Annotated in this window: 21 protein-coding genes; 5 read left to right on the forward strand and 16 right to left on the reverse strand. The window is 44.0% G+C overall.

Annotation, left to right across the window (positions count from 1 at the left end):
• The first annotated feature begins 15 nt into the window (after positions 1-15).
• Entirely contained in the window at positions 16-699 is a 684-nt protein-coding gene (locus INT03_RS08810; protein WP_201540277.1) for an amino acid ABC transporter permease, read from the forward strand.
• A gap of 91 nt (positions 700-790) precedes the next feature.
• The gene (locus INT03_RS08815; protein WP_193008644.1) at positions 791-1,534 is read left to right on the forward strand and encodes an amino acid ABC transporter ATP-binding protein; all 744 of its coding nucleotides are present in this window, start codon (positions 791-793) and stop codon (positions 1,532-1,534) included.
• 164 nt (positions 1,535-1,698) lie between these two features.
• Here the strand turns inward: INT03_RS08815 and INT03_RS08820 are convergent, their stop codons facing one another.
• The 10 genes from INT03_RS08820 to uraD form a co-directional block, all read right to left on the reverse strand.
• On the reverse strand, positions 1,699-2,646 hold the full coding sequence (locus INT03_RS08820) for a DMT family transporter (protein ID WP_193008645.1): 948 nt from the start codon (positions 2,644-2,646) through the stop codon (positions 1,699-1,701).
• 303 nt (positions 2,647-2,949) lie between these two features.
• A complete protein-coding gene (locus INT03_RS08825) occupies positions 2,950-3,597 on the reverse strand; it encodes an anthranilate synthase component II (RefSeq protein ID WP_193008646.1) in 648 nt (215 codons plus the stop codon).
• A 33-nt stretch (positions 3,598-3,630) separates the two neighbouring features.
• Entirely contained in the window at positions 3,631-5,049 is a 1,419-nt protein-coding gene (locus tag INT03_RS08830; RefSeq protein WP_193008647.1) for an anthranilate synthase component I family protein, read from the reverse strand.
• A gap of 125 nt (positions 5,050-5,174) precedes the next feature.
• Entirely contained in the window at positions 5,175-5,450 is a 276-nt protein-coding gene (locus tag INT03_RS08835) for a Trp family transcriptional regulator (protein ID WP_193008648.1), read from the reverse strand.
• Positions 5,451-5,691: 241 nt separating this feature from the next.
• Positions 5,692-6,240 carry an ureidoglycolate lyase gene (locus tag INT03_RS08840; RefSeq protein WP_226950182.1) on the reverse strand — a complete coding sequence of 183 codons (549 nt, stop codon included), beginning with the start codon at positions 6,238-6,240 and terminating at the stop codon, positions 5,692-5,694.
• Positions 6,241-6,424: 184 nt separating this feature from the next.
• Positions 6,425-7,261: a bifunctional allantoicase/(S)-ureidoglycine aminohydrolase gene (locus tag INT03_RS08845; RefSeq protein WP_193008649.1), complete on the reverse strand. Its 837-nt coding sequence runs from the start codon at positions 7,259-7,261 to the stop codon at positions 6,425-6,427.
• Between the two features lie 55 nt (positions 7,262-7,316).
• Complete coding sequence (puuE, locus tag INT03_RS08850) at positions 7,317-8,297, reverse strand: allantoinase PuuE (RefSeq protein WP_193008650.1); 981 nt, start codon at positions 8,295-8,297, stop codon at positions 7,317-7,319.
• A gap of 97 nt (positions 8,298-8,394) precedes the next feature.
• On the reverse strand, positions 8,395-9,720 hold the full coding sequence (locus INT03_RS08855) for a urate hydroxylase PuuD (RefSeq protein WP_193008651.1): 1,326 nt from the start codon (positions 9,718-9,720) through the stop codon (positions 8,395-8,397).
• Positions 9,721-9,842: 122 nt separating this feature from the next.
• Positions 9,843-10,211 (reverse strand): hydroxyisourate hydrolase, encoded by a 369-nt coding sequence (uraH, locus tag INT03_RS08860; RefSeq protein ID WP_193008652.1) that lies wholly within the window; start codon positions 10,209-10,211, stop codon positions 9,843-9,845.
• Between the two features lie 42 nt (positions 10,212-10,253).
• Positions 10,254-10,775 (reverse strand): 2-oxo-4-hydroxy-4-carboxy-5-ureidoimidazoline decarboxylase, encoded by a 522-nt coding sequence (gene uraD / locus INT03_RS08865; RefSeq protein WP_193008653.1) that lies wholly within the window; start codon positions 10,773-10,775, stop codon positions 10,254-10,256.
• Positions 10,776-11,029: 254 nt separating this feature from the next.
• Here uraD and INT03_RS08870 point away from each other — a divergent pair, with 254 nt between their 5' ends.
• Positions 11,030-11,695, forward strand: coding sequence for a TetR/AcrR family transcriptional regulator (locus INT03_RS08870; RefSeq protein ID WP_193008654.1), 666 nt, complete (start codon positions 11,030-11,032; stop codon positions 11,693-11,695).
• Between the two features lie 157 nt (positions 11,696-11,852).
• On the opposite strand, the gene INT03_RS08875 is transcribed toward INT03_RS08870, so the two are convergent.
• Complete coding sequence (locus tag INT03_RS08875) at positions 11,853-13,262, reverse strand: uracil-xanthine permease family protein (RefSeq protein WP_226950181.1); 1,410 nt, start codon at positions 13,260-13,262, stop codon at positions 11,853-11,855.
• A gap of 656 nt (positions 13,263-13,918) precedes the next feature.
• Between INT03_RS08875 and INT03_RS08880 the strand changes: the two genes are divergently transcribed.
• Both INT03_RS08880 and INT03_RS08885 read left to right on the forward strand, forming a co-directional pair.
• Positions 13,919-16,000 carry a TonB-dependent receptor domain-containing protein gene (locus INT03_RS08880; protein WP_193008655.1) on the forward strand — a complete coding sequence of 694 codons (2,082 nt, stop codon included), beginning with the start codon at positions 13,919-13,921 and terminating at the stop codon, positions 15,998-16,000.
• Positions 16,001-16,164: 164 nt separating this feature from the next.
• Positions 16,165-17,538, forward strand: coding sequence for a PepSY-associated TM helix domain-containing protein (locus INT03_RS08885; RefSeq protein ID WP_193008656.1), 1,374 nt, complete (start codon positions 16,165-16,167; stop codon positions 17,536-17,538).
• A gap of 131 nt (positions 17,539-17,669) precedes the next feature.
• Here INT03_RS08885 and INT03_RS08890 read toward each other — a convergent pair whose 3' ends face one another.
• The 5 genes from INT03_RS08890 to INT03_RS08910 form a co-directional block, all read right to left on the reverse strand.
• The gene (locus tag INT03_RS08890; RefSeq protein WP_193008657.1) at positions 17,670-17,996 is read right to left on the reverse strand and encodes a hypothetical protein; all 327 of its coding nucleotides are present in this window, start codon (positions 17,994-17,996) and stop codon (positions 17,670-17,672) included.
• 35 nt (positions 17,997-18,031) lie between these two features.
• A complete protein-coding gene (locus INT03_RS08895) occupies positions 18,032-18,802 on the reverse strand; it encodes an ABC transporter ATP-binding protein (protein WP_193008658.1) in 771 nt (256 codons plus the stop codon).
• Between the two features lie 100 nt (positions 18,803-18,902).
• Positions 18,903-19,997, reverse strand: a complete 1,095-nt coding sequence (locus tag INT03_RS08900) for an iron chelate uptake ABC transporter family permease subunit (RefSeq protein ID WP_226951673.1) — start codon at positions 19,995-19,997, stop codon at positions 18,903-18,905.
• Positions 19,998-20,113: 116 nt separating this feature from the next.
• On the reverse strand, positions 20,114-21,214 hold the full coding sequence (locus INT03_RS08905) for an ABC transporter permease (RefSeq protein WP_193008659.1): 1,101 nt from the start codon (positions 21,212-21,214) through the stop codon (positions 20,114-20,116).
• 117 nt (positions 21,215-21,331) lie between these two features.
• Positions 21,332-22,381 carry a siderophore ABC transporter substrate-binding protein gene (locus tag INT03_RS08910; protein ID WP_193008660.1) on the reverse strand — a complete coding sequence of 350 codons (1,050 nt, stop codon included), beginning with the start codon at positions 22,379-22,381 and terminating at the stop codon, positions 21,332-21,334.
• Positions 22,382-22,691 lie beyond the last annotated feature (310 nt).

Consider the following 22,691-nt stretch of genomic DNA (forward strand, 5'->3'; position numbering starts at 1 on the left):
GCACTACTACCATTTATGGATCCTGCGCGGGCGCAAATTGTCATCAATTCATTTTGGCCAATGCTTAAAGGCGGTATTTATTATTCGATACCGCTGGCGTTGATCTCATTTGCGATTGGTATGGCTATTGCGCTGATAGTGGCGCTGATTCGTATCGTACCGCGTGCTGGCTGGTTCCATGAAATCATATACAGACTTGCGCGTATTTATGTGTCCGCCATTCGCGGGACACCAATGCTGGTTCAGCTATTTATTATTTTCTATGGTTTGCCAAGTATCGGGGTAAAGCTTGATCCTTTTCCCTCAGCGATTATTGCCTTTTCGCTCAATATTGGCGCGTATGCATCGGAGACGGTGCGTGCCTCTATTTTGTCGATTCCAAAAGGGCAGTGGGAAGCAGGCTCGACCGTAGGCTTGACGTATCTACAAACCTTTCGCCACGTGATTTTGCCGCAAGCACTTCGGGTGTCAGTACCCCCGTTATCCAATACCTTTATTAGCCTAGTAAAAGACACCTCTTTGGCGTCATTGGTATTGGTGACTGAGCTATTTAAGCAGGCGCAAATCATCACGGCACGTAACTATGAATTTATGTTGGTCTACACCGAAGCGGCGATTATTTATTGGGGTATTTGTCTGTTCTTAACCTTTATTCAAGGTAAGCTTGAAACCAGACTCGATCGCTACGTGGCGAAATAAACCCTTGATAATGGGGGCAGTATAGGATGGTAATACCGCGTTGATAAGCGTGTGCTATTAGCAAACAGATATCAGTACAACAGGAAGCTTTATGATTCAAGTCACTAATATTAACAAAGCTTTTGGTGGCAATCAAGTGCTTAAAGGCATCGACTTGACCATCGAAAAAGGCAAGGTAGTGGTGATATTAGGACCGTCAGGGTCTGGTAAAACCACTTTTTTACGTTGTTTGAATGCGCTGGAAATTCCTGATCAAGGCATCATTGCTTTTGATGATGGTAGTTTAACGGTTGATTTTGCTACCAAGCCCAAGAAGAAAACGTTGCTGGCGTTGCAGCGTAAATCAGGCATGGTATTTCAATCGTATAACTTGTTTCCACATAAGACCGCGATTGAGAATTTAATGCTTGGGCCGACGGTAGTGCAAGGGCAAACTAAGGCGCAAGCCCGCGAACAGGCACTGGCATTACTTGATAAAGTAGGCTTATCGGATAAGGCAGATCTGTATCCGTTTCAGCTATCTGGTGGTCAGCAGCAGCGTATCGGCATTGCTCGTGCACTGGCTATCGAGCCGTCATTATTATTATTTGATGAGCCAACGTCTGCGCTCGATCCTGAATTGGTACAAGATGTACTGGGCACGATGAAGCAACTGGCATCTGAAGGCTGGACGATGGTCGTTGTGACTCATGAGATTAAATTTGCTCGTGATGTGGCGGATCATGTGGTGTTAATTGAGGATGGTCATGTGGTCGAAGAAGGTAGCGCTAAGCAGATGTTTGAAGTGTCTACTCATCCACGTACGCAGGCCTTTTTGCAGCGTATTGAACAATAATATCATCAAGACAGTCCAAGTTGTTTAGCAACTGTCTATGGTGTCAATGCTTTGCTCTAAAGTAACGTTCCAATAAAAAAATCTCCAGCTATTAATTATAGTTGGGGATTTTTTTCGTTTGATAATACAGATATAAAACTATTTAAAATAATCAAAAGTCACCACTAAATTCTTTGTCGTCTTTTTAGCCAGCGTGGTACGCGAGTGGCAGTACCGTTTAATATGGCATTAAATAAAGCTGCCAGTAAGATTAATACCACGCCCACATATTGAATCCAAGATAAGGATTGATGCAGTAATAGTATGGCAAGGGCAATGGCAGTCAATGGCTCAAAAATCGTAAATACTGATGCACGAGTGGCAGGTAGTTTCTCTAACGCTTTCATATAAAGGGCAAAGGGCACGACGGTTCCAATTAAAGACAACCCCAAGGCATAGCCCCAAGTATGTAAAGGTAAGCTCAATAACCGCCCATAGGTTTGATAGGTTTCAGGTAATAATAGCAGTACACCAGCACTGATGATAATAGAGGTAAAAAACACCAAAGGCGCAGGGTGAGCATCGTGCATCGCGCGCTTGCCCAGTACCCCGTATAAGGAATAACAGACGCCTGCTAGCAGTCCTAATAGGATGCCCCCATTGACTTGCGCTTGCTCACCAAGCATCGTCAATCCAACACCAAATACCGCCATGAGCGCCAGTAATGCCGACTGGCGAGTGATAGATTCATCAAGCAAGAATGCCGAAAACAATAAGCTAAATACAGGCGCAGTATAAAGCAAGGCAACCGCAGGCCCAGCACCGACATAGATCACAGCAAAAAAGTAGCATACCGACATACAAAGTACGCCAATCAAAGACTGCAATGCCAGTCCAAGCCACTGCTTTCGACGAAGCTTGATAAGATGCGGCCATAGTTTTGGTAGCATGACAAGAATAAGAAAAGCCGCGGTCACGATACGTAAGATCGTAATCTGCCAACCACTAAAGCCGATTTGATTGAGGTAGGTCGAAAATATCCCCAAGGTACCCCAGCAGACCGCCGCCGTGATGATTTGAATGGTGCCTATCCATGACTGCTGTGCTGACATTACGCCATCGGTATTTGCCATATCGCTCTCTATTTTTATGTGATATCAAAACCCATGCTTAAACTCAAAAACTCAAAAACTCAAACTATTCAAATCTTTTGGCTAATGGCATCATACAATACTGGAATAAGAAAAAGACAACCCGAGTAAGGGCTGTCTTTTGTTTGTTTTTTCAGTCTATCATTAAAGCGTTAATTAAGTTCGAACACAAGTCAGTTAGACATAAAATTCAATTTATTTGAGTTAGAGGTACGCTTGTTTATGGCTTATGTCTTTAGCTTATCACCCTTTGGTGCTATATCCCCCAAACTTAAGCATCATGACTTACAACTGTAGTAAAAAATTCGTCAGCAAGCGTTTGGCACCTTCCGTCGCAAATGACTCTGGGTGAAACTGCACACCTTGAATGGGATAGTCTTTATGCTGTAGTCCCATAATCTCCTCACCTGCTAGCGCAGATTCGGTTAGGCTGAACTCAGCATGAGCATTATTGGCGACGACAGCTGTGACAGCCAAGCAATCTGGTAAGGTGTCTGCTTTTACCATCAATGAGTGGTAGCGCATAATTTCAATCTCTTGTGGCAAGCCTTGATAGACACCCGCGCCATCATGGCGAATCGATGAGACCTTACCATGCATCGGCACGCTTGCCCGTACCACGTCGCCGCCGAACACATGCGCGATGCCTTGCATACCTAAGCAGACACCTAGTAGCGGCGTCGTCTTACCCATGACTTCAATTACTTCGGCACAAATACCGAAGTAGGCAGGGTCGTCAGGAGCGCCAGGGCCCGGTGAAATGATAATGCGGTCAAGATTCATGGCCTGTACATCTGCTAACGTTATCTCATTATTACGTTTAACAATGACGTTTGTGGCTTTATCGCCGTCCATCGTCTGCAAAATCTCGCCGATATATTGGTAAAGATTAAAGGTAAAGGAGTCGTAGTTATCTATAATTAAAACATTCATGGGTTATCAACTCTTTGGCAAAATATAAACAATTTACGGGTTCATAAAACTGTCTAATACCACTTTCATGGCAGACAATTTACGCTGAATTTCTAGATATTCATCAGCAGGATTGGAGTCATAAACATTACCACCACAGGTCTGCGCATAAGCTGATTCGCCGTTGATGAATAAGCTGCGAATAGGAATGGCAAAAATACAATCACCGTTAAAATTAAACGATCCAAGCGCACCACCATAAGCACCGCGACCATCTGGCTCCAGCTCATTGATGACTTTAATCGCTTCAACTTTTGGTGCGCCTGACAAAGTACCGGCGGGGAAGTTGCTGGCAAGGGCGCTAAACATATCTTCATTAGGATGCAAGATTCCGACGATTTCAGACGAGATATGTTGCACATGAGAGAAGCGTTTGATATCCATGAGACTACGTACTTTGACGGTGCCAAATTGTGCCACACGGCCGATATCGTTGCGATGCAAATCGACTAGCATATTGTGCTCAGCAATCTCTTTGGCATTGTTTAGTAATGCTCTAGCAAGCTGTCGGTCTTCGATGACATCGACGCCGCGCTTGGCGGTGCCTGCCAATGGATAGGTTTCCATCTCGCCTTGGCGCAAGCGAAATAGTAGTTCAGGCGAGGCACCAATGATGCACTGCTGGGCAAATTTCATAAAATACATGTGCGGCGACGGATTGACCGACCGCAATTTCTCATAAATGGGCATTTTATCGCCGGCAATACGGTATTTGGATTTAAAACCTACCTCACACTGAAAGATACGCCCCGAGATGATGTCTTCTTTGACTTGCATGACGGCTTTAGCGTGCTCTTCTTGACTCATGCCGTCACCCAAAAACTCAACCGTCGGCGGCTCATAGCTTGGAATTTGCTCATCAAGTAGCGCTTTGATTTGCTCGATGCGATTTTCTTGCTGCGCAGTTGGATAGTAAAAGTAGAAAATCTCACCGGTCATCTTATCGAGTGTTAGACCATCCAAATATACGCCAAATTTAAACGGTTCAAAGTCATCGCTCGCTTTAGCATTGAGACTGGGTTCAAAGAAATTGACACTGTCGTAACCCAAATAACCGACAAGACCACCGCTTTGGTCGCGAGCAATGACATGCTGCGGCGTAATTTTGCGCAGTAGCTCGTAAGGATTATCCGTTTGATAATGAGTGGTTTCAGCAGTTTTATTATCAGTAATCGCGAGGGTTGTACGATCGATGGCGGCAATGGTCATCACTGGATCAAAACCAATCGCATGATGACGCGCCATATGTCCATCTTCGCCCAATGATTCGAGCAAATAACAGGTCTCAAAAGCGCGCTCAATACGTTTGAACAACGCAAAGAAATCAATATCCTGAGTGAGTTTAATGCGCTGTGGTTTACTAGGAATATCAATAGCAGCAGGTTGGTTAGGTTTTAAGTTAGGAGAGGTCATAACAATATCCAAATTGGTTCAATGGTTGATCAAATAAAAAGTAAGACAAATTAAAATTCTAGTTTCTGATTAATTAGGCGGCCTTTTCAGCTGTGTCTTTTATGAATGTTTTCTATGAGTCATGTCTATGAGTCATGTCTATGAGTAATTAGTAAGGCACTCACATCGTGGACTTGCATGGCTTTGGCGCCGCGCGAGACGGTAGCGATACCGACACCTAGCTGCTCAGATATCTCGCGCTGGGTGACACCGCGCTCAAGCAAGTCAAAAATGCGGATACGATTGGCGATTTCCTGCTGCTCTTTTTCCGTCAATAGCGCACTGAATAGTAGGTCGATAGCGGTGCTGTCATGACAACTGGCTAAATGGCTTAATAAGCTTTGATAAGGGTCTGTGCTCATAACATTCATCTTAATGGAAAAGAAAAGGGAAGCTTACTTCGTTTCAGTATTCTAGTACGATAGTACATAAAAGGCAAGTAGCCTATGTAGATGTTTTGCTACTGCTGTTAAATAGGCACTGTGTTTTGGAAGATGATTATTTATATAGGATGGATCCTACATTTATAAAGATAAAGCCAGCTAATTTTTATTAACTGGCTTTATCTTTATAAATGGCTAACAGCTCGTTTACAGACCCTAATTAAACGGAAGAGTGCTCACTGGCAAGTTCAATTTGCACCTGCCAATCCTCTATATCCAGCTCATAACAGTTTTTGCCTTCGCCATTGATACGATCTATCACCAAAAAATCAGAGTCGCGACCGAGGGCAAGTAACGGATGATGCCAGACATTGGCATCGTATTGCACACCTTGATGAGATTGCACATAAAACACGGTCAAATCAGCCGCAGACTGTGGCGGCGCACCAGCAGGTGCAACGATGACGATATAATCCTGACCATTCATCGAAAAGAACGCTTGCGTGCCAAACGGATGATATTCCATGACCGATAAGGCAATAGGGAATTCACGTTTTTTGGCGCGAAAGATACTCATGCCTACATCGCCGCCGTCAAGTTTGGCTTCAGCGATGGCGTGATGGCGGCAGGCATAGCCTTTATTGATATGGTAGCTATTTTCAGGCGTCTGTGTTTCCTTGTCATAGGGTTCGATTACGGTGCCGTAGGGCGCAAACTCAGCTTTGGTTAAAGGTCTTGCAACGATCGTAGTCTTCATAAGAGTACTCATGACTTTGCCTTACTTTTGGTGATCACTGTTTATAATTGCTATGAGCCACTTTGCCATAAGCCCGTACGCGAATTAAATCAACATCTGGGAATAAATGACATATTCGAATGAACGATTATGCCGCTATATTGCTCATCGTTCTGAATGCTTTGTTGTTCTGATTATTATTGTTATTGCGCAGGGCTTATCGTGCTGGGCGAATAAACGGCATATGACGATTCACGTCTTTATATAGTAAATATCTAAATGGACCCGGTCCGCCAGCGTAACAAGATTGTGGGCAGAATGCGCGTAGCCACATAAAGTCACCTGCTTCAACTTCTACCCATTCACCATTTAAGTGATAGACCGCTTTACCTTCTAGGACATACAAACCATGTTCCATCACATGCGTTTCATCAAATGGAATCACGCCACCTGGTTGGAAAGTGACGATATTCACATGCATGTCGTGACGCATATCAGACTGCTCGGTAAATCTGGTGGTTGCCCATACGCCATCAGTACCCGGCATCTCAATCGCTGCAACATCGTGATCGCTGGTTACAAAGGCTTCAGGCACTTCAATACCTTCACAGTGTTGATAAGCTTTACGAACCCAATGGAATTTAACGTGCTTGTCGCTATTGTTTTTCAGCGTCCATTTGCAGCCAGGTGGTAAGAATGCATAACCACCTGCTTCAAGATGATGTGACACGCCTTCGATAGTCATGTCCATTTCGCCTTCAACGATGAATATAACACCTTCAGCGTTTGCATCTAGCTCAGGCTTTTCTGAGCCGCCATTAGGCTCAACTTCAACGATATACTGTGAAAAAGTCTCAGAGAAACCTGAAAGTGGGCGTGCAAGCACCCACATGCGCATACCTGTCCAAAACGGCAGATAGCTAATAACAATGTCGGTCAGTACGCGCTTTGGAATAATGGCATAAGCTTCGGTGAAGATAGCGCGATCAGATAGCAGTTGTGTTTGTGGAGGCAATCCGCCAGTTGGTGCGTAATAAGTACTCTTTGTTGACATTGTTGATGTTCCTTAGTGGTGTTGTGCCGCAATAAATTTGTGTCTAAACGTATGGTTACATCCAGTTTGCAGTGTTATCGGCAGTGGCTGGATGGTTTTTATACCAGTGTTTGGCAATGTCATCACGGCGGCATACCCACACATCGGGCTTGCTGGTGATATATTGCAAAAACTTTTTGAGGGCGATGATGCGACCGGCGCGACCAATGATGCGGCAGTGCAAACCGATTGTCAGCATCTTGGGCGTGTGCGCGCCTTCCTCGTATAAGGTATCGAAGCTGTCTTTTAAATATTGATAAAAAGGCTCGGCGTTGGTAAAGCCTGGGCTTGAGGCAAAACGCATGTCATTGGTCTCTAAAGTATAGGGAATGACCAAATGCGGCTTACGAGCGATTTTATTACCGTCTTCTACTTTGACATTGAGCCAGTAAGGGAGCTCATCTGCGTAAGAGTCTGAGTCATAAATATAGCCACCTTGTTCGGCAACCAGCTCACGAGTATTCGGGCTATCTCGTCCCGTGTACCAACCAAGCGGCTGACCACCGATCATGCTCTCGAATATTTCAGTGGCACGGCGCACATGCTCGCGCTCGGTCTCGCGGTACATATTTTGATAAGTAATCCAGCGTAGACCGTGACTGGCGATTTCGTGCCCATCTTCTAATACTCGCTCGATAATATGAGGCGTTTTTTCGGCAGCAGCGGCGCAAGTGAAGGTCGTAATAGGCAAACCGTATTCTTTAAAAGTATCCAATACTCGCCAAACACCCACACGGCTACCATATTCAAATGCCGACTCAATCGACTGATGACGATTGTTAAATTCTGGCGTACCTAAGACATCCGATAAAAACCGCTCTGATTGACCGTCACCATGAATCACGCTATTTTCTGCGCCTTCTTCGATATTGAGGACGAACTGTACAGCGATTTTAGCGCCGCCTGGCCAGTTGGCTTTTGGCGGCTTGTCAGCATAGCCTTTTAAGTCGCGAGGGTAGGCGTCTTGATTGAAATCGCTGATTATTTTTTTACTCATTGTCAATATATCCTAAATATTTTAAAGCAACTTAAGTCAACTAAAGCAAAATAAGGTGTAACTTTGGATCCATATAATATTTATCTACGACCTTTATCTATAATCCCGATGCGTAAGCCACCATTTGCTGACGTTCTTCATCCGTCAATTTTGTGAGATTACCCAGTGGCATATAGCCCGTTTGTACGGCAGTGACGATTTTTGCTTTATGAGTTTTCATGTCGGTCGGTGTTTGCAAGATGATACCAGCTGGCGGCGCGGCAAATCCTTGCTGAGTAGGCTGAGCGGCATGGCACGTGCTACAGCGCGTGTGCACGACATCCATAATGGCATCATCAGCAGAGGCAGTTACTGGCACGACGTCGGTAGTGATATTTTCATTTGAGATAGCATCAGTGCTTATAGTAGAACCGTCGGCTGCGCTATCAGTAGTTGTTGGTGGCACACTATTTGGTGTCGCCGTTTCAGCAGCGACTGCAGCATTGACAACAGGTAATGGCTCAATTGGTTCTGGGCGCATCCAAATAATTAATAATACAGTTAAGACAGCAGGGATGACCAAATAACGCGGCTTATGATTGTCTAAATGCTTTTGGTTAAAATAGTGACGTACGATAGCAGTGATGATACCCACAAATACCAATACCAACCAGCCGTGAGCATGAGAGTACATCATCGGATAATGATTGCTAATCATGGTAAAGATCAGCGGTAAGGTAAAATAGTTGTTCATCAGCGAGCGATTTTTTGCTTGTAGTGCCAAGTCCGCTACTTCTTTGCCTGGTTTTTCGCCACGCCTCACGCATTCTACCAGCGCTCGTTGAGCAGGCATGATGCCGAAGAAGACGTTACCTGCCATTACCGTACCTAAGATAGCACCGATATGAATGAACGAAGCACGGTCACTAAATAGCTGATAAGAACCCCAGCAGGCGATGATTAATAGGATAAAAATAATGGTGCTAAAAATGAACGAGTTTTTGCCCAAGTGGCTGCGGACAATCACTTCATAAATGAAATAGCTGCCGAATAAAAATAACAAACTGGTCGAGATGGCACCGATACTACTACCAAAATCGACTTTGCTGGGATCAATCAAGTAGGCAGTCGCATTGGCATAATAGACGATAGAGAGCATCGCCATACCCGTCAGCCAAGTGGTATAAGCTTCCCATTTAAACCAGTGCAGGGTCTTTGGCATCTCTTCGGGTTCAAACTTGTATTTGGCAATTTCATAAAAGCCGCCACCATGTACCGCCCATAAGTCGCCTGAAATGCCTTTGTCAGCCTTCCACTGTGGTGGTTTACGCAAACTAAGATCTAGCCAAACAAAGTAAAAAGACGCACCAATCCATGCCACGCCAGCGATGACGTGGAACCAGCGAAAAAATAAGTTAAACCAATCGAGATAATAAGCGCCCATGTTGCAAATGTCCTTTTTACAATTTTCTTTTGTTCAGCTTTTTTCAATCTTTCGACGCGTTTTGCTATGGCGACGTGCTTTTATGATGTTCTTTTATATGATGATGCTATATAACTACATAACTAAGAGCCACGATACGTGCTGTAGCCATGTGCGCTAAGCAGTAGCGGTACATGATAGTGACCGTTATCACTTATCATAAAATCAATGACTACTTGTGGATAAAAAGCCGTGAGATTTTGTGCATCGAAATAAGACTGCGTATCAAAGGTTAAGGTATAACGACCAACATCTAAGTGGTATTCAGCAATATCAATCGTTGGATCAAACGACCAGCTATCTGGTGCCACGCGTCCATCCGCGTTGGTGACGCCATTGGCTAATAGAGATGCCTTGCCACTTGCGCTTACGCGATCTAGCGTCACGGTAATACCAGCGGCTGGTTTGCCCAAATGGGTATCTAAAATATGCGATGAGAGAGTACCTGACATAATAATTCCTTTTATATAAATGAGTCAGATGGGCTGAATGCGTTAAGCGTCACTCAGCAGTTTCTGTAAACGTAAGCGGGTGATTTTATTTTGCTCAGCCGCCGCATTGACCAGTTCAGTAGCGCGATCATTGGGCAAGCGTGCTAACAATAAATCGAGCATTTGCTGCGCGCTCTTACCAGTGGCAAATACGATAAAGATAAAGCCAAATTTATCAAGGTAGTCTTGATTGCCTTGTGCCAAAGCTTCAATCACCTCGTCATTGGCATCATTAGCGCCCGACTGCTCATGGGCAGCACTGTCTTGAGTATTGCGGTATTTTTCTTTTAACGAGTCGACGTTGCCGATTTGTGGATGACCATCAAAAGCCTTTAGTAACTGGGCTTCTGCTGTCTGTGCTTGTGCCCAAGCATCATCACTATGAGCAAGTAATGTAGATATATCAGCGAAAGGACGTTTTTTTTCTAAAGCCTGTGCCCAATGGGTGCTGGTACAGCAGGTCAATAGATGTGAAATTGCCTCAGTTGTTGAGAGCTCATTAAACTGCTGTAAAGATAATTTCACTATGACATCCTTTTCTTTTCTGACAAAAGCAGTGGAGTAGCATCTCTCGATAACATCTCATGCTAAAGTAGTATTTATCGATTAATAATTGGTTTACTATGAGCTATTCTGCTTAAACCTGACCATTTGGTCAACTACTTTATGCAAATATTTTATTTAGACTGGTGATATTTCATAAAAATCAGCATATGAATCCAGTTATTGGCTGGGATATGGCTCTCTATTCATCACAATAATGACAGGTAACATTAATCATGGCTCAACATAACGATATAGAACCACAAGCCGCGTCTGACACGCCTGTACAGCGCAATCAGCAAGATATCCGCGCCCACAATCAAACCGTCATTTTGGCGGCGGCAGAAGAGGAGTTTGTGCTGCAAGGTTTTCGCGGTGCGACGATGCAAGGTATTGCCGATAGAGCCGAGCTGCCAAAAGCCAACGTGCATTACTACTTTAAGAATAAAAAAAATCTGTACCAAGCAGTGCTGCATTCTATTATTCAAGAGTGGAACGATGGCTTGGTCGCTATGAGTGTCGATAGTGACCCTAAAACGGTCATCGAAAAGTTTGTCCGTACCAAATTACATCAAGCGTTTGCTCATCCCAATCGCCATAAATTATTTGCGCTGGAAGTCATCGGCGGTGCCCCGCACCTGCATGAATTTATGTCGGCGACCATGAAGGCGTGGGCGCTAGACAAGGCACAAGTGATGAAAACTTGGCATGAGCAAGGCAAAATTGGCATCGCTGACCCTTTACAGCTATTGATTTTGATTTGGGCAACGACGCAGCGATATGCAGAATTTGAGACGGAAATCGTTGGTTTGATGGAAAAGAGTGAGTACGATCAGCAGGATGAAGCGCGGGCGGCAGACTTTTTAGTGCCGTTTATTTTGCGTGGCTGTGGTCTTGAGTAGTGCTTATGTACTATTATTTTATGTCTATAACGTGCCATTAATACGAAAGTACTTTAAATGCTTTCGTATTAATGAGAACTAAAAGAGTCAATGTTCAGAACCAGAACCAAGAACAGCAATGCTGATTGGTAAAGAATTTGACTATCCTAACGTACGTTTAAGAAGCCTTTTGTCTAAGAGGCTTTAGACCGTCATCCAGATGCTGTTCTGCCGTATCAAATTCGACACCGTAGTTTTTGGGCAAAATCATATCGAGAGTAATGGCCACAATACCTGACATAGTAACCGCCGAACCAAAGATATTACGGAAAAGCTGAGGCGCTTGTGCGAATACATCAGGAACAAAAGCCACGCCCATAGACAGACCTAGCGAAGTGGCAATGATTAAGATATTTCGATGGGTAAAGTTGACCGTTGATAGGATGCGAATACCAGCGGTCGCTACCGTTGCAAACATCAATAACGTCACACCGCCAACGACTGGTTTTGGCAATTGGGTAAAGATAGCACCCAAAATAGGGAATAGCCCCATAGTGAACAAGATAGCGCCAACATAGAAGCCCACATAGCGACTGGCAATGCCAGTCATCTGAATCACGCCGTTGTTTTGGCTAAAAGTCGTCACTGGGAACGTGTTAAACACCGCCGCAATTAATGAGTTGACACCATCACCTAATACGCCACCTTTAATGCGTTTCTCGTATAAAGGTCCTTTGATGGGTTCGCCTGATATCATCGAAGTCGCCGTCAAATCACCAGAGGTTTCAATACTGGTAATGACATACATAAAGGCGATAGGAATAAAAGCCTGCCAATCAAACCCAAAGCCAAACTTGAATGGCACAGGTAGCGTAAAGATAGGGGCATCAGAGACCAAAGAGAAATCAATGCGTCCCATAAGAATGGCTGCGATCAGACCAAGCATCAGCCCTATAAAGATAGCACTGGAGCGAATGACTTTATTATTAACAATACTAATCAACACCACACTGACCAAGACTCCGCCACCGAGCATTAGATTCTGTATACTCCCGAAATCTTCAGCGCCCACGCCGCCTGCCAAATCCGTCAGACCAACCTTGGTTAATGACAGGCCGATAGTCACAATCACACAACCCGTCACGATAGGGCTCATCAGAGATTTGAGTCTGGTGATGAATTGGCTTAAGAAAATCTCAACGAAGGCACCAAGAAAGGAGACGCCAAAGATAACAGAGAGAATCTCCTCCGGACTCCCGCCTTTGTTTTTTACCACAAAACCTGCTGCCAATACCGCGGCCAAGAAGCCAAAACTGGTTCCTTGTAACGCCATAAGACCGGAACCTACTGGTCCAACTTTATGCGTCTGAATAAAGGTAGCGACCCCTGATACCATCAATGACATGCTGATGAGATAAGGGATATGTTCTCCTAAACCCAAGACGCCGCCTATGATTAATGAGGGGGTGATGATACCGACAAAGCTGGCAAGTACGTGTTGTACTGCGCCCAAAAAGGCTTTTGTAGGGGTAGGGCGGTCATGCAATCCGTATAGTAAATCGGGGTTCCCTTGAATGTGTTCGCTCATCTTGGCTTCCTCCTAAAGTGACTTTTAGTCCAAGCTCTGTGGAGAGAGCTAAGCAGTGTGATGAGTTTAGAGATGGATATCGACACACCGTTTATCTTCATATTGCTTAGTTGTCTCACAAAGAGTCGCACTTATCCTTGTGCTAATAAATATCAGCAGCTAGCTATTATTTATCAATATGACTAATAGTCGTAGGTTTAAACCTGACTAATTGGTCAACTATCTAAGGGTATAGTGAAAGGGTTGGCCATTGCAACGTTTTTTTTCATGTTGATGGCTTTATTTCTTAAATAATAACAGTCTATTAGACGAACATAGCGCAGTGGATTTGGTTTGCTCGCTATTTTGACTTGTCTAAAAACAGTAAGCAACAAAACGGAATAAGCCAGCCAGATTTAGCGCTATCTTTTAATATTAAATTTCTCGCATTAATTATTGCCAAATTGTTAGTACTTCGTTATTATGCCTCTCACTATTAAAATGCTAATAATTATCATTAACATTGTTATTCGTATGAAAGACTTTGTCTTTGTCAAGACTCTAATCGTCTAAAAAATGGTTTTCAATAATAAGCGGTGCAACTGCCACAAGCTGTGCTCAACAGTAAATAGCTCTTAAAAATTCTAATTTGTGATAGTCAATAAGGTGAGTGTGTTATGCGTGAAGTAAAGTTATCAAAACTATCTAGTCAAATGACGGTATTGTCCATGGGCGTGGCAGCGGTATTATGGTCACAAGCAGTCAGTGCAGCACCTGCAGAAGACATGCCAAGCACCACGTTGCAGACCATTACGGTGACAGCCAATAGCTCAGTACGTGATAAAGTGCAAACCGATTCTGTTTACATAGAAGACTATACGCCTGCACAGCAAGCAAGCCATTTAAGCGATTTCTTAAATGTGGTGCCAGGCGTGACCATAGGCGGTACGTCATCGGTCAACCAGCGCATTCGTATTCGCGGTCTTGAAGACAGCAACCTAAAAGTCACCATTGATGGCGCGCGCCAAGAAGGCAAGCTGTTCTATCATATGGGCGATATCACCATTGATCCTGATTTGCTCAAACAAGCGGATGTGGCAGTGGGCAACAATTCTGTCACGCTCGGTAATGATGCACTTGGCGGCGCGGTTGCTTTTAAAACGGTCGATGCCGCTGACTTACTTAAACCTGGTCAAAAGATTGGTGCCAAGCTAAAAGCAGGTTATGCCAGTAATAATGATGAGCTACTGACGTCAGCCACAGTTTTTGGCGCACCATCTGATAATGTCGATTTATTGGCTTATTATGGCAAGCGTGATACCAGCTCGGGTGAAGACGGTGAAGGCCGTGAGTTGTTTGAAGACAGTGAGAGCGAGAGCTTCTTATTAAAAGCCGGCGCCTATGTTGGTAATGACCATCATGTAGGCGCAAGCTTTAGCCGTACTGATAAAGAAGGGACTTTCCCATTCCGTCCGGATTTTCCAAGCCTCGGCGATGATCCAATCCCGCAAAAAGTAAAGCGTGATACCTATACGCTTGATTATAACTTTAACCCAGCAAGCTCGCTGGTTGACGTTGATACCACCATTTATCAAACCGAGACCCAAATTTCACGTGATAATGACCCGAAAACATCGCCAGGCTATGATTGGGATGCAAAAGTGAAAACTACTGGTGGTAAGATCGAAAACACCAGTGTAATTGATGCAACGTCAGGACGCCATAAACTGATCGCAGGATTAGAGCACTATAAAAAGCAGTCAGATTTTTACACCGCTAAAGACCGTGCAACAAAACTGCCCGCATCAGGGGAAGATAGTGCTAAAAATACCTCAGTTTATTTAGAAGACCAATGGCAAATGGGTAAATTTAGCCTAACGCCAGGCGTGCGTTATGACCGCTATGAAGCACCTGATTTTATTGCTGGTGGCAAAACTTACGATAATGTTGTCGGTGCACTTGCCGCAAGCTATGAGATTGCGCCGAGTACGCAGGTTTTTGCTAGCTATACTCAGCTGTTCAATGGCCCAGATTTAGGCCAAGCTATCTTCAATCGAGATGGTGCTGGCACAGTGGTTAACAACGACCTAAAAGCAGAAGAGGGTGATAACGCTGAAGTGGGTGTCGTAACCACCTTGCGTGATCTCACTACGGCTAATGATTCGCTACAACTAAGCGGTAAATACTTTGAAACCAATATCGAAAACTATATTGAATTTATACGCTCAGGTCTAAGCTGTGGACCAAACCTTGGGAATGATTGCCAAGGTGCGGTCAATAAGGACGAAGATTATAAAATAAAAGGTGTTGAGCTGGCCGCTGATTATAAAATGAATAACTTTAGCATGGGTTTAAGCTATGCTCATGCGCGTAGTAAAGGTGAAGATACGGGTTATAGTTTTTATTCACAAACAGGGTCAGGATCAGATGCAGGTGATAAATACATGGTCAATCTAGCGTATCAGCCAACTGATACCACTGAGCTTGGCTGGCGCAGTACCTATGTAGCCCCTGTTACGCAAACCTTTATACTTCGAGGTGACGTTACGGAGCTTAAGAAACCGAGCTATGATGTCCATGATATCTTTATGAGCTACTCTCCAGCTCAAGTAGATGGCTTGAAAGCCACAGTTGGGGTTTATAACCTGTTTGATGAAACTTATGCTAGCCACGGTTCGCGCTTAAATCCAGCTAATGCTACGGCTACAGATTTTGAGATGGGTCGTAATATCAAAACCTCTTTGACCTATCAATTCTAATCTAACTGTTATTGGTAATATCTAAAAGCTAGCTGTCTTTGTATGAGAGCTGGCTTTTTTATGGTCAGTAAATGATGAAGCATGTGATAGCAATTACAACTTTTTTTAAATACCAATCAAAACAACCAATGAATAAAGAAACGATGAATAAAAAACCAATACTAATGACTTCATTTCCCCCTACGTTACGTCAGAGCTGTTTATGGATTCATCGTTATACTGGGCTTGCGATGGCAGCTTTTTTGATCATTGCTGGTATCACGGGCACGCTATTGGCGTTTCATGATGAGCTGGATGATGTGTTCAATCACAAGCTGGCAAATATTGAGTCGCAACACAAGCCGCCACTACCGATCGCCACACTGCATGATGCTGTTATCAGCGCTTATCCACAGTATCAATTTTCTAGTATGCCAACGTCAGTAGCGCTGAACAAATCAGCCGTTTTTTCGGTAGATAGAACGCGAGGTCAGGCAGCAGATAATGCTCCTAAAGCCCCATTTCAAGAAGTCTATGTCAATCCCTATACCAATGAAATCATCGGTACACGTGATAAAGAGGCGTGGGCATGGCGCAATACGATGTATAAGGTATTTTGGTTGCACCGAGATTTATTGCTAGGTGATATCGGAAAATTAATACTGGGTATCGTGTCTTTAATCTGGACGATTAATTGTTTCATCGGATTCTATTTAACCTTTCCAAGAGCAGCTAGCGCCAATAAATCTCAACAAACCGCATTGAGAAAACCATCTGGCAAACCCCGCGCTTCATTTTTTAAACGCTGGCTACCTGCTTGGAAAATCCGCCGTAAGACCAATACTTTTAAGCTCAATTATGACTTGCATCATGCGTTTGGCTTATGGCTCTGGCTCATGTTGTTTGTGATTGCGTGGTCGAGTGTTGGTTTTAATTTAAAACCGATATATCAGCCTGCAATGCAAGCGCTAGTAGGACTTGAAGGTAGAGATGAAGGCAAAGAAAAGAAACAAAATAAGCCTGCGATAAATACTGAATCTAGTAGTGATGAGGCGACTACTATTGGCACTAATATGAACAGTACTAATAAGGTAGACAAGGCTAATAGTATTGCTTATTTAAGCAGGCAGGCAGAGATCGCCGCGCAAAAAAATGGCGTCGACGTCCAGCAGCTATTGGGAGTGCGTTGGGTAGAAGAGGACAATCAATGGCAAATGCGCTTTAAAACCAATAAAGATATCGGTAAAAAAGGCGGTGCGTCATCTATCACGGTTGACGCCGCAACAGGCAATGTCGAGCGTGTTCATTTTGGCTATCAAAGCTCATTTGGTAATAAAGCTGATCAATGGATGGCAACGCTACACATGGGTCATATCAGCCATGGCGTAGGTCATTTGTTGTATCAAATATTTTTAGCATTGACGGGGTTAGCCGTGGCGGTCTTATCTGGCACAGGTGTGTATTTATGGCTCAAAGGGCGTCAAAGTCGATTAAAGCAAAAGCAAAAATTGACGGTTAAAGACAACTCTTTGAAGCGATTACGTGAAACCAGCCATTAAAGAGCAACTATAAGATATGCTGTACTTAAACCATATCCATAATAATGATGATGCAACCTTCAGAGGTAAAAGTGGTAACGTCAATATTAAAGAGTACGGCTATCTTTGATAGTATTTATTAAGGTCGCTAACTAAAGCTTTAATTGCAAAAATATACTGTAGGCTATCCCAACGGTAAGGAGCAAGGAGGCAAATAGCTCACCTAGCATGACATTTCTATGCCAGCTATTATTTTCGTCAAAGTTTTTTGTATAATCTACTGAAGCAATATTTTGAGTAAAATCCATCGGAATAACCACCAATCTTAGCACATACAAAGTCATGCCTAACCAAAATAGGGTATCTGCTATCTCTTTATTCACAGCGTAATAAAGGCACAGACAAAAGCTAATGATTAAAATTAATAGAGATAAGTTTCTGTAATTTATCCATCGATGATTCAATAGGATTTTATGCATCAACAATTCCTTTTATTGTTTGCGAAGCTCTGTACTTAAACCGCATCGACAATCACAGGGCGACCTTGATGACTGAGCACGCTAACATCGACGTTATACAGATCCTTCATAGTTGCTTGGGTGATGACCTCTGCAGGTTGACCAACAGCCATCACCTGACCCTCTTTCATGGTGACCACGGTATCGGCGAACTGCGCAGCTTGATTGATATCGTGCAGCACAATGACCACGGTTTTTTGCTGGCTATGACTCAATTCGCGCAGCTCACGCATCAGGCGACCAGCATGGTACATATCCAAATTATTCAGCGGCTCATCGAGCAATAAATACGGCGTATCTTGGCAAACAATCATCGCAATCAATACCCGCTGACGCTGACCACCCGATAGTGTCGATAAAAAACGCTCGGCTAACGGCGCAAGCTCAAAACGTTCGATAATCTCGTTTACTTTTTGCTGATCATCTGCGATTGGCTGTCCTTGATGATAGGGATAGCGCCCAAACATCAGCAGCTCATGCACGCGCAGTCGCCCTTGCACTTGGTTGTCTTGTCCAAGCATCGCCACCGTTTTGGACAAGGTTCGCGCATGACAGCTAACAATATCACGTTCCTCATTATCTACAGCGAAACTGACCTGTCCCGACTGTAGCGGTTGCAAGCGCGCCATGACCGAAAACAAGGTGGATTTACCCGCGCCATTGGGACCAATCAGGGCAATCACTTGGGCGCTTGGTAATGACAACGTAATGTTATGAAGAATTTGCTGTTTGCCAATATGGTGCGAGATGTTATTGAGTTTAATCATAGTGGTTCTTATTTTTACAAAGGATCTGATTTTTCATTACTATATCAATGGTTTTTAGATAATTGGCTACTAGGTCAGTGATTATTAAATAAGTACGATATTAACGACGCTGAGTCATAAAAATCAATATTAAGAATACCAAACCGCCCGCCAATTCAATCACCACTGATAGCACACCCGCCATGCCCAATAGCTGCTCAAATATCGTCTGACCGAGTACCAAGCAAATCATCGCCACCAAACAGACCAATATCAGACGCTCGCTGTGATACATATGCCGAGCGATACGATTGGTTAGCGCACAAACCAACAGCCCAAAGAAGGTCACTGGACCGACCAATGAGGTTGCCGTGGCGACCAATACCGCAATGACCGTTAATAGTCCAAACGCTAGGCGTTGATAATTGATACCGAGGTTAATGGCTTGTGATTTGCCAAGCATCAATACGTCACATTGATAACGCCAGCGCCAGATAAACAGTGCGCTAATGGCACAGATAACAATGCTGATACCAAGCAGCTGCGGATTGACCGTATTAAATTGCGCGTAACTGGCAGATTGTACGACCACGAAATCATCAGGATTGATCAATCTGGCAATCAGGGCTGATAAGCTACGAAACAAGACACCAAAGATAACGCCCACCAATATCAGTCGCGTCAGATCCTGACTGCTTTTTGAAAATAGTAGTCGAAATAATAGTAAAGATGCGCCAAACATTAAAACAATTTCAAGGGTGAATTTGGCAAGAGGATTGATACTGCTAAAACTTATTGCGCCCAAAAAGAAAACCAACAGGCTTTGTAATAAAACGTACAGTGAGTCAAAGCCCAGCAGTGACGGAGTCAGAATAGGGTTGTGCGTTAAGGTTTGAAATAATAAAGTCGATACACCAATTGCATAACCGACGACCATTAACGCCAGTAATTTCTTACCTCGAAGCGGTAGCGCAAAATCCCAATGCCCGTTGACGTTGACTGTCAGAAATAGGATTGTCGAGATTAGCAATATAACTGCTGCTATCGATTTTGGGTGACCAGCTATCAATGCCCAAAATTTTGCTAAGAGACTTTGTCTAGTAGCAATGACGTCATTATTTTGTTTTGAGTGCCTACTTTTTGGCGCACTTTTTTGTGCTGAGCTAGCCTTTGTAGAGCTGTCATTTATAAAATCATGCTTAGACGGTGAAAGCATACGTAAATCCTATAGTGCTAGGCTTATCCAATCAGACAAAGGAGCGATACAAGAGAGAGAAGAGGTAAAGAGGGTTATTGAGTCGTCATTAATACACAATTTTATGGCGAGCTGTTTTATGACTCAGCAGGCGCCCGTAATAGCAGCCATAAAAACAGTACTGTGCCGACGACCCCAAAAACTGTCGCAACAGGCACTTCAAATGGATAGCGTATCGAGCGCCCAATAATATCGCACAATAGCACCGCTGAAGCCCCCAATAATGCCACCGCTGGTAAGCTACGGCGCAATTTATCTCCCATCAATCGGCTGACGATATTAGGCACGACCAAACCAATAAAAGGAATCATGCCAACGGTTACAACGACAACTGCACTCATCATCGCCACCATACCAACGCCAACCCATGTTACTTGTCGTTTGCTAATGCCTAAATTGAGCGCGATATTGTCACCCAAACCGACGATAGTCAGTTTGTCAGCAATGATATACGCCAGCACGCACAGTCCGCCTGTCAGCCACAGCAGCTCGTAACGACCTGCTAAGACGCCAGAGAAATCACCAAATTGCCAGACGCTGAGCATCTGTAACGATTCTTTTTGATAGGCGATAAAAGTCGTCACTGCCTCAATGATACCGCCAAAGACGATACCAATCAGTGGGATCATCAAAAAATCCGTTGGCGGAATGCGGTGGATCAGTAGCATAAACAGCATCATGCCAAATACCGCGGCGATGGTAGCTACACCCATTTTGACAATGAGCGCACTGGCTGGAAATAGCAGGCTAACCATCAATAATCCCAGTGCAGCGCTTTGAGTTGCACCGACCATCGATGGCTCAACGAAGCGGTTTTTGAGCACCACTTGAATAATCATCCCAGCAACTGCCATGGAAACACCGGTCAAGATAATAGCGATGGTACGCGGTAGGCGACTGACCAGTAGCAGTGAGCTGTCGGAGTTGGCGCTATGGTTGATAAGGCTGTGAAATATACCTGACCACGAAAAATCAGCCACACCAATTGATAAGCTTAATAACACCAAAAGCCCCATAATAATGAGGCTGCCCGTGTTGATGACCCACGGTGGTATAGAAGCACGGCGATTTTTAGAGCTTAGACCACGGCTTGCGCTTTTTTGCCAACTCGTTGATGCGGCTGGTAAAGTAGGGCGGGCTTTAACGCTGGTCTGCGCACGAGAGGAAAATAACGGCATATCAGCTACTGGCTTAAAGTGAGGGTTGGCAACTGACAGTGATGACAGCTGCCAAAAAACGAATGACGCTTATTTAACATGTTGCTTGTGTAGCATATTGCTTATTTAACGCATTCTTTATTTAGCGTTAGCAAAAGCCTCTTTAATGGTCGTCAAATCCTGCATCCATTGATAATAACCGCCAAAGGCAAGATATGAGTCTGGGCTAAGGTAAACCACTTGATTTTTACTCCATGCGTTGGTTTGCGCGACCAGTGGATTGTCCAATACGGCTTTGGCACCAGCACCATCTTCACCAATGGCGGCACTTCGATCGACGACGAATAACCAGTCTGGATTGGTTTTTTGGATGTATTCAAACGAGATTGGCTGACCGTGGCGTGCATCGGCAATTTGGTCATCTGCCATCGGAATATCTAGCACGGTATGGATAAAACCGTAGCGTGATTTGTCGCCGTAGGCAGACAGCTTATTGCCATTGACCATGACCACTAAGCCTTTACCTTTATCTTTGGTTAATGTTTTAGTCTCATCAATGAGCCCGTCGATATTGCCTTGCAGTTTCGCTGCTTGAGCACTTTTACCGAACAATGCACCCAAATCATGCAAACGCTGCTTGCTCGATTCATAGATATTTGCAGTATCAATTGTCATGTCGAGCGTTGGCGCAATACTGGACAGCGCCTCATATTTTTCTGCCATGCGTGAGCCGACCAAGATAGCTTGCGGCTGCATCGCGTTCAACGCCTCAAGATCTGGCTCAAATACGGTGCCGACAGTTTTTGGTTCAGGCTGTGTCTTAGACTGTAAATTGTCTAATTTTAGACCGCTTGGCATACCATCGACAGCAACATCAAGCGCGGCCAAATCCTGCATCAACGTCATATCATAGACCACCAACGGCGATGGATTCATTGCCAAGTCGACATTACCTTTTACCGTGTCGACCGTGATTTTTTCAACAGAGACCGCATCGTTATTAGCGACATTCGAGGCATGATCTGCTGTTTGATTTTCAGTCTTAGCGTCAGCGGGCTCGGAGTCGTTAGATTCAGGTGAGCTACAGCCTGTCACACTGATCGTAGCAACTAGAGCGGTCACCATAGCAGTCAGTAAAGGTCGTTTGAAAAAAGGAGTAGAGCGGTTAGGCAATAAAATAATAGACATAAATAACTCGGTATATCAGCTGGTTGGACAAAGGATGTATCAAATAATCGGTCATATAAAAGTAAAAAGAACTTCATCGATGTAATTCTTCACACCATACAATGCTCGACGGTATTACTTTTGACGTTATGATTTTTTATGGTTTGTTTTTACGCTTAGCTATTGAGATGTTCAACATGCCTTAATATCTTGAGATTTTGTAATCTTAAAGATTCGCAGTCGATTAGGGGCTATGATAAATTAATTGAGACTCATTATCAATACAAATGATAATGGTTTTTATTACGTCACTTTATTACATGGGGTTTGA

Origin of the sequence: Psychrobacter sp. PG1, assembly GCF_014897815.1 — a bacterium.
Lineage (GTDB): Bacteria > Pseudomonadota > Gammaproteobacteria > Pseudomonadales > Moraxellaceae > Psychrobacter.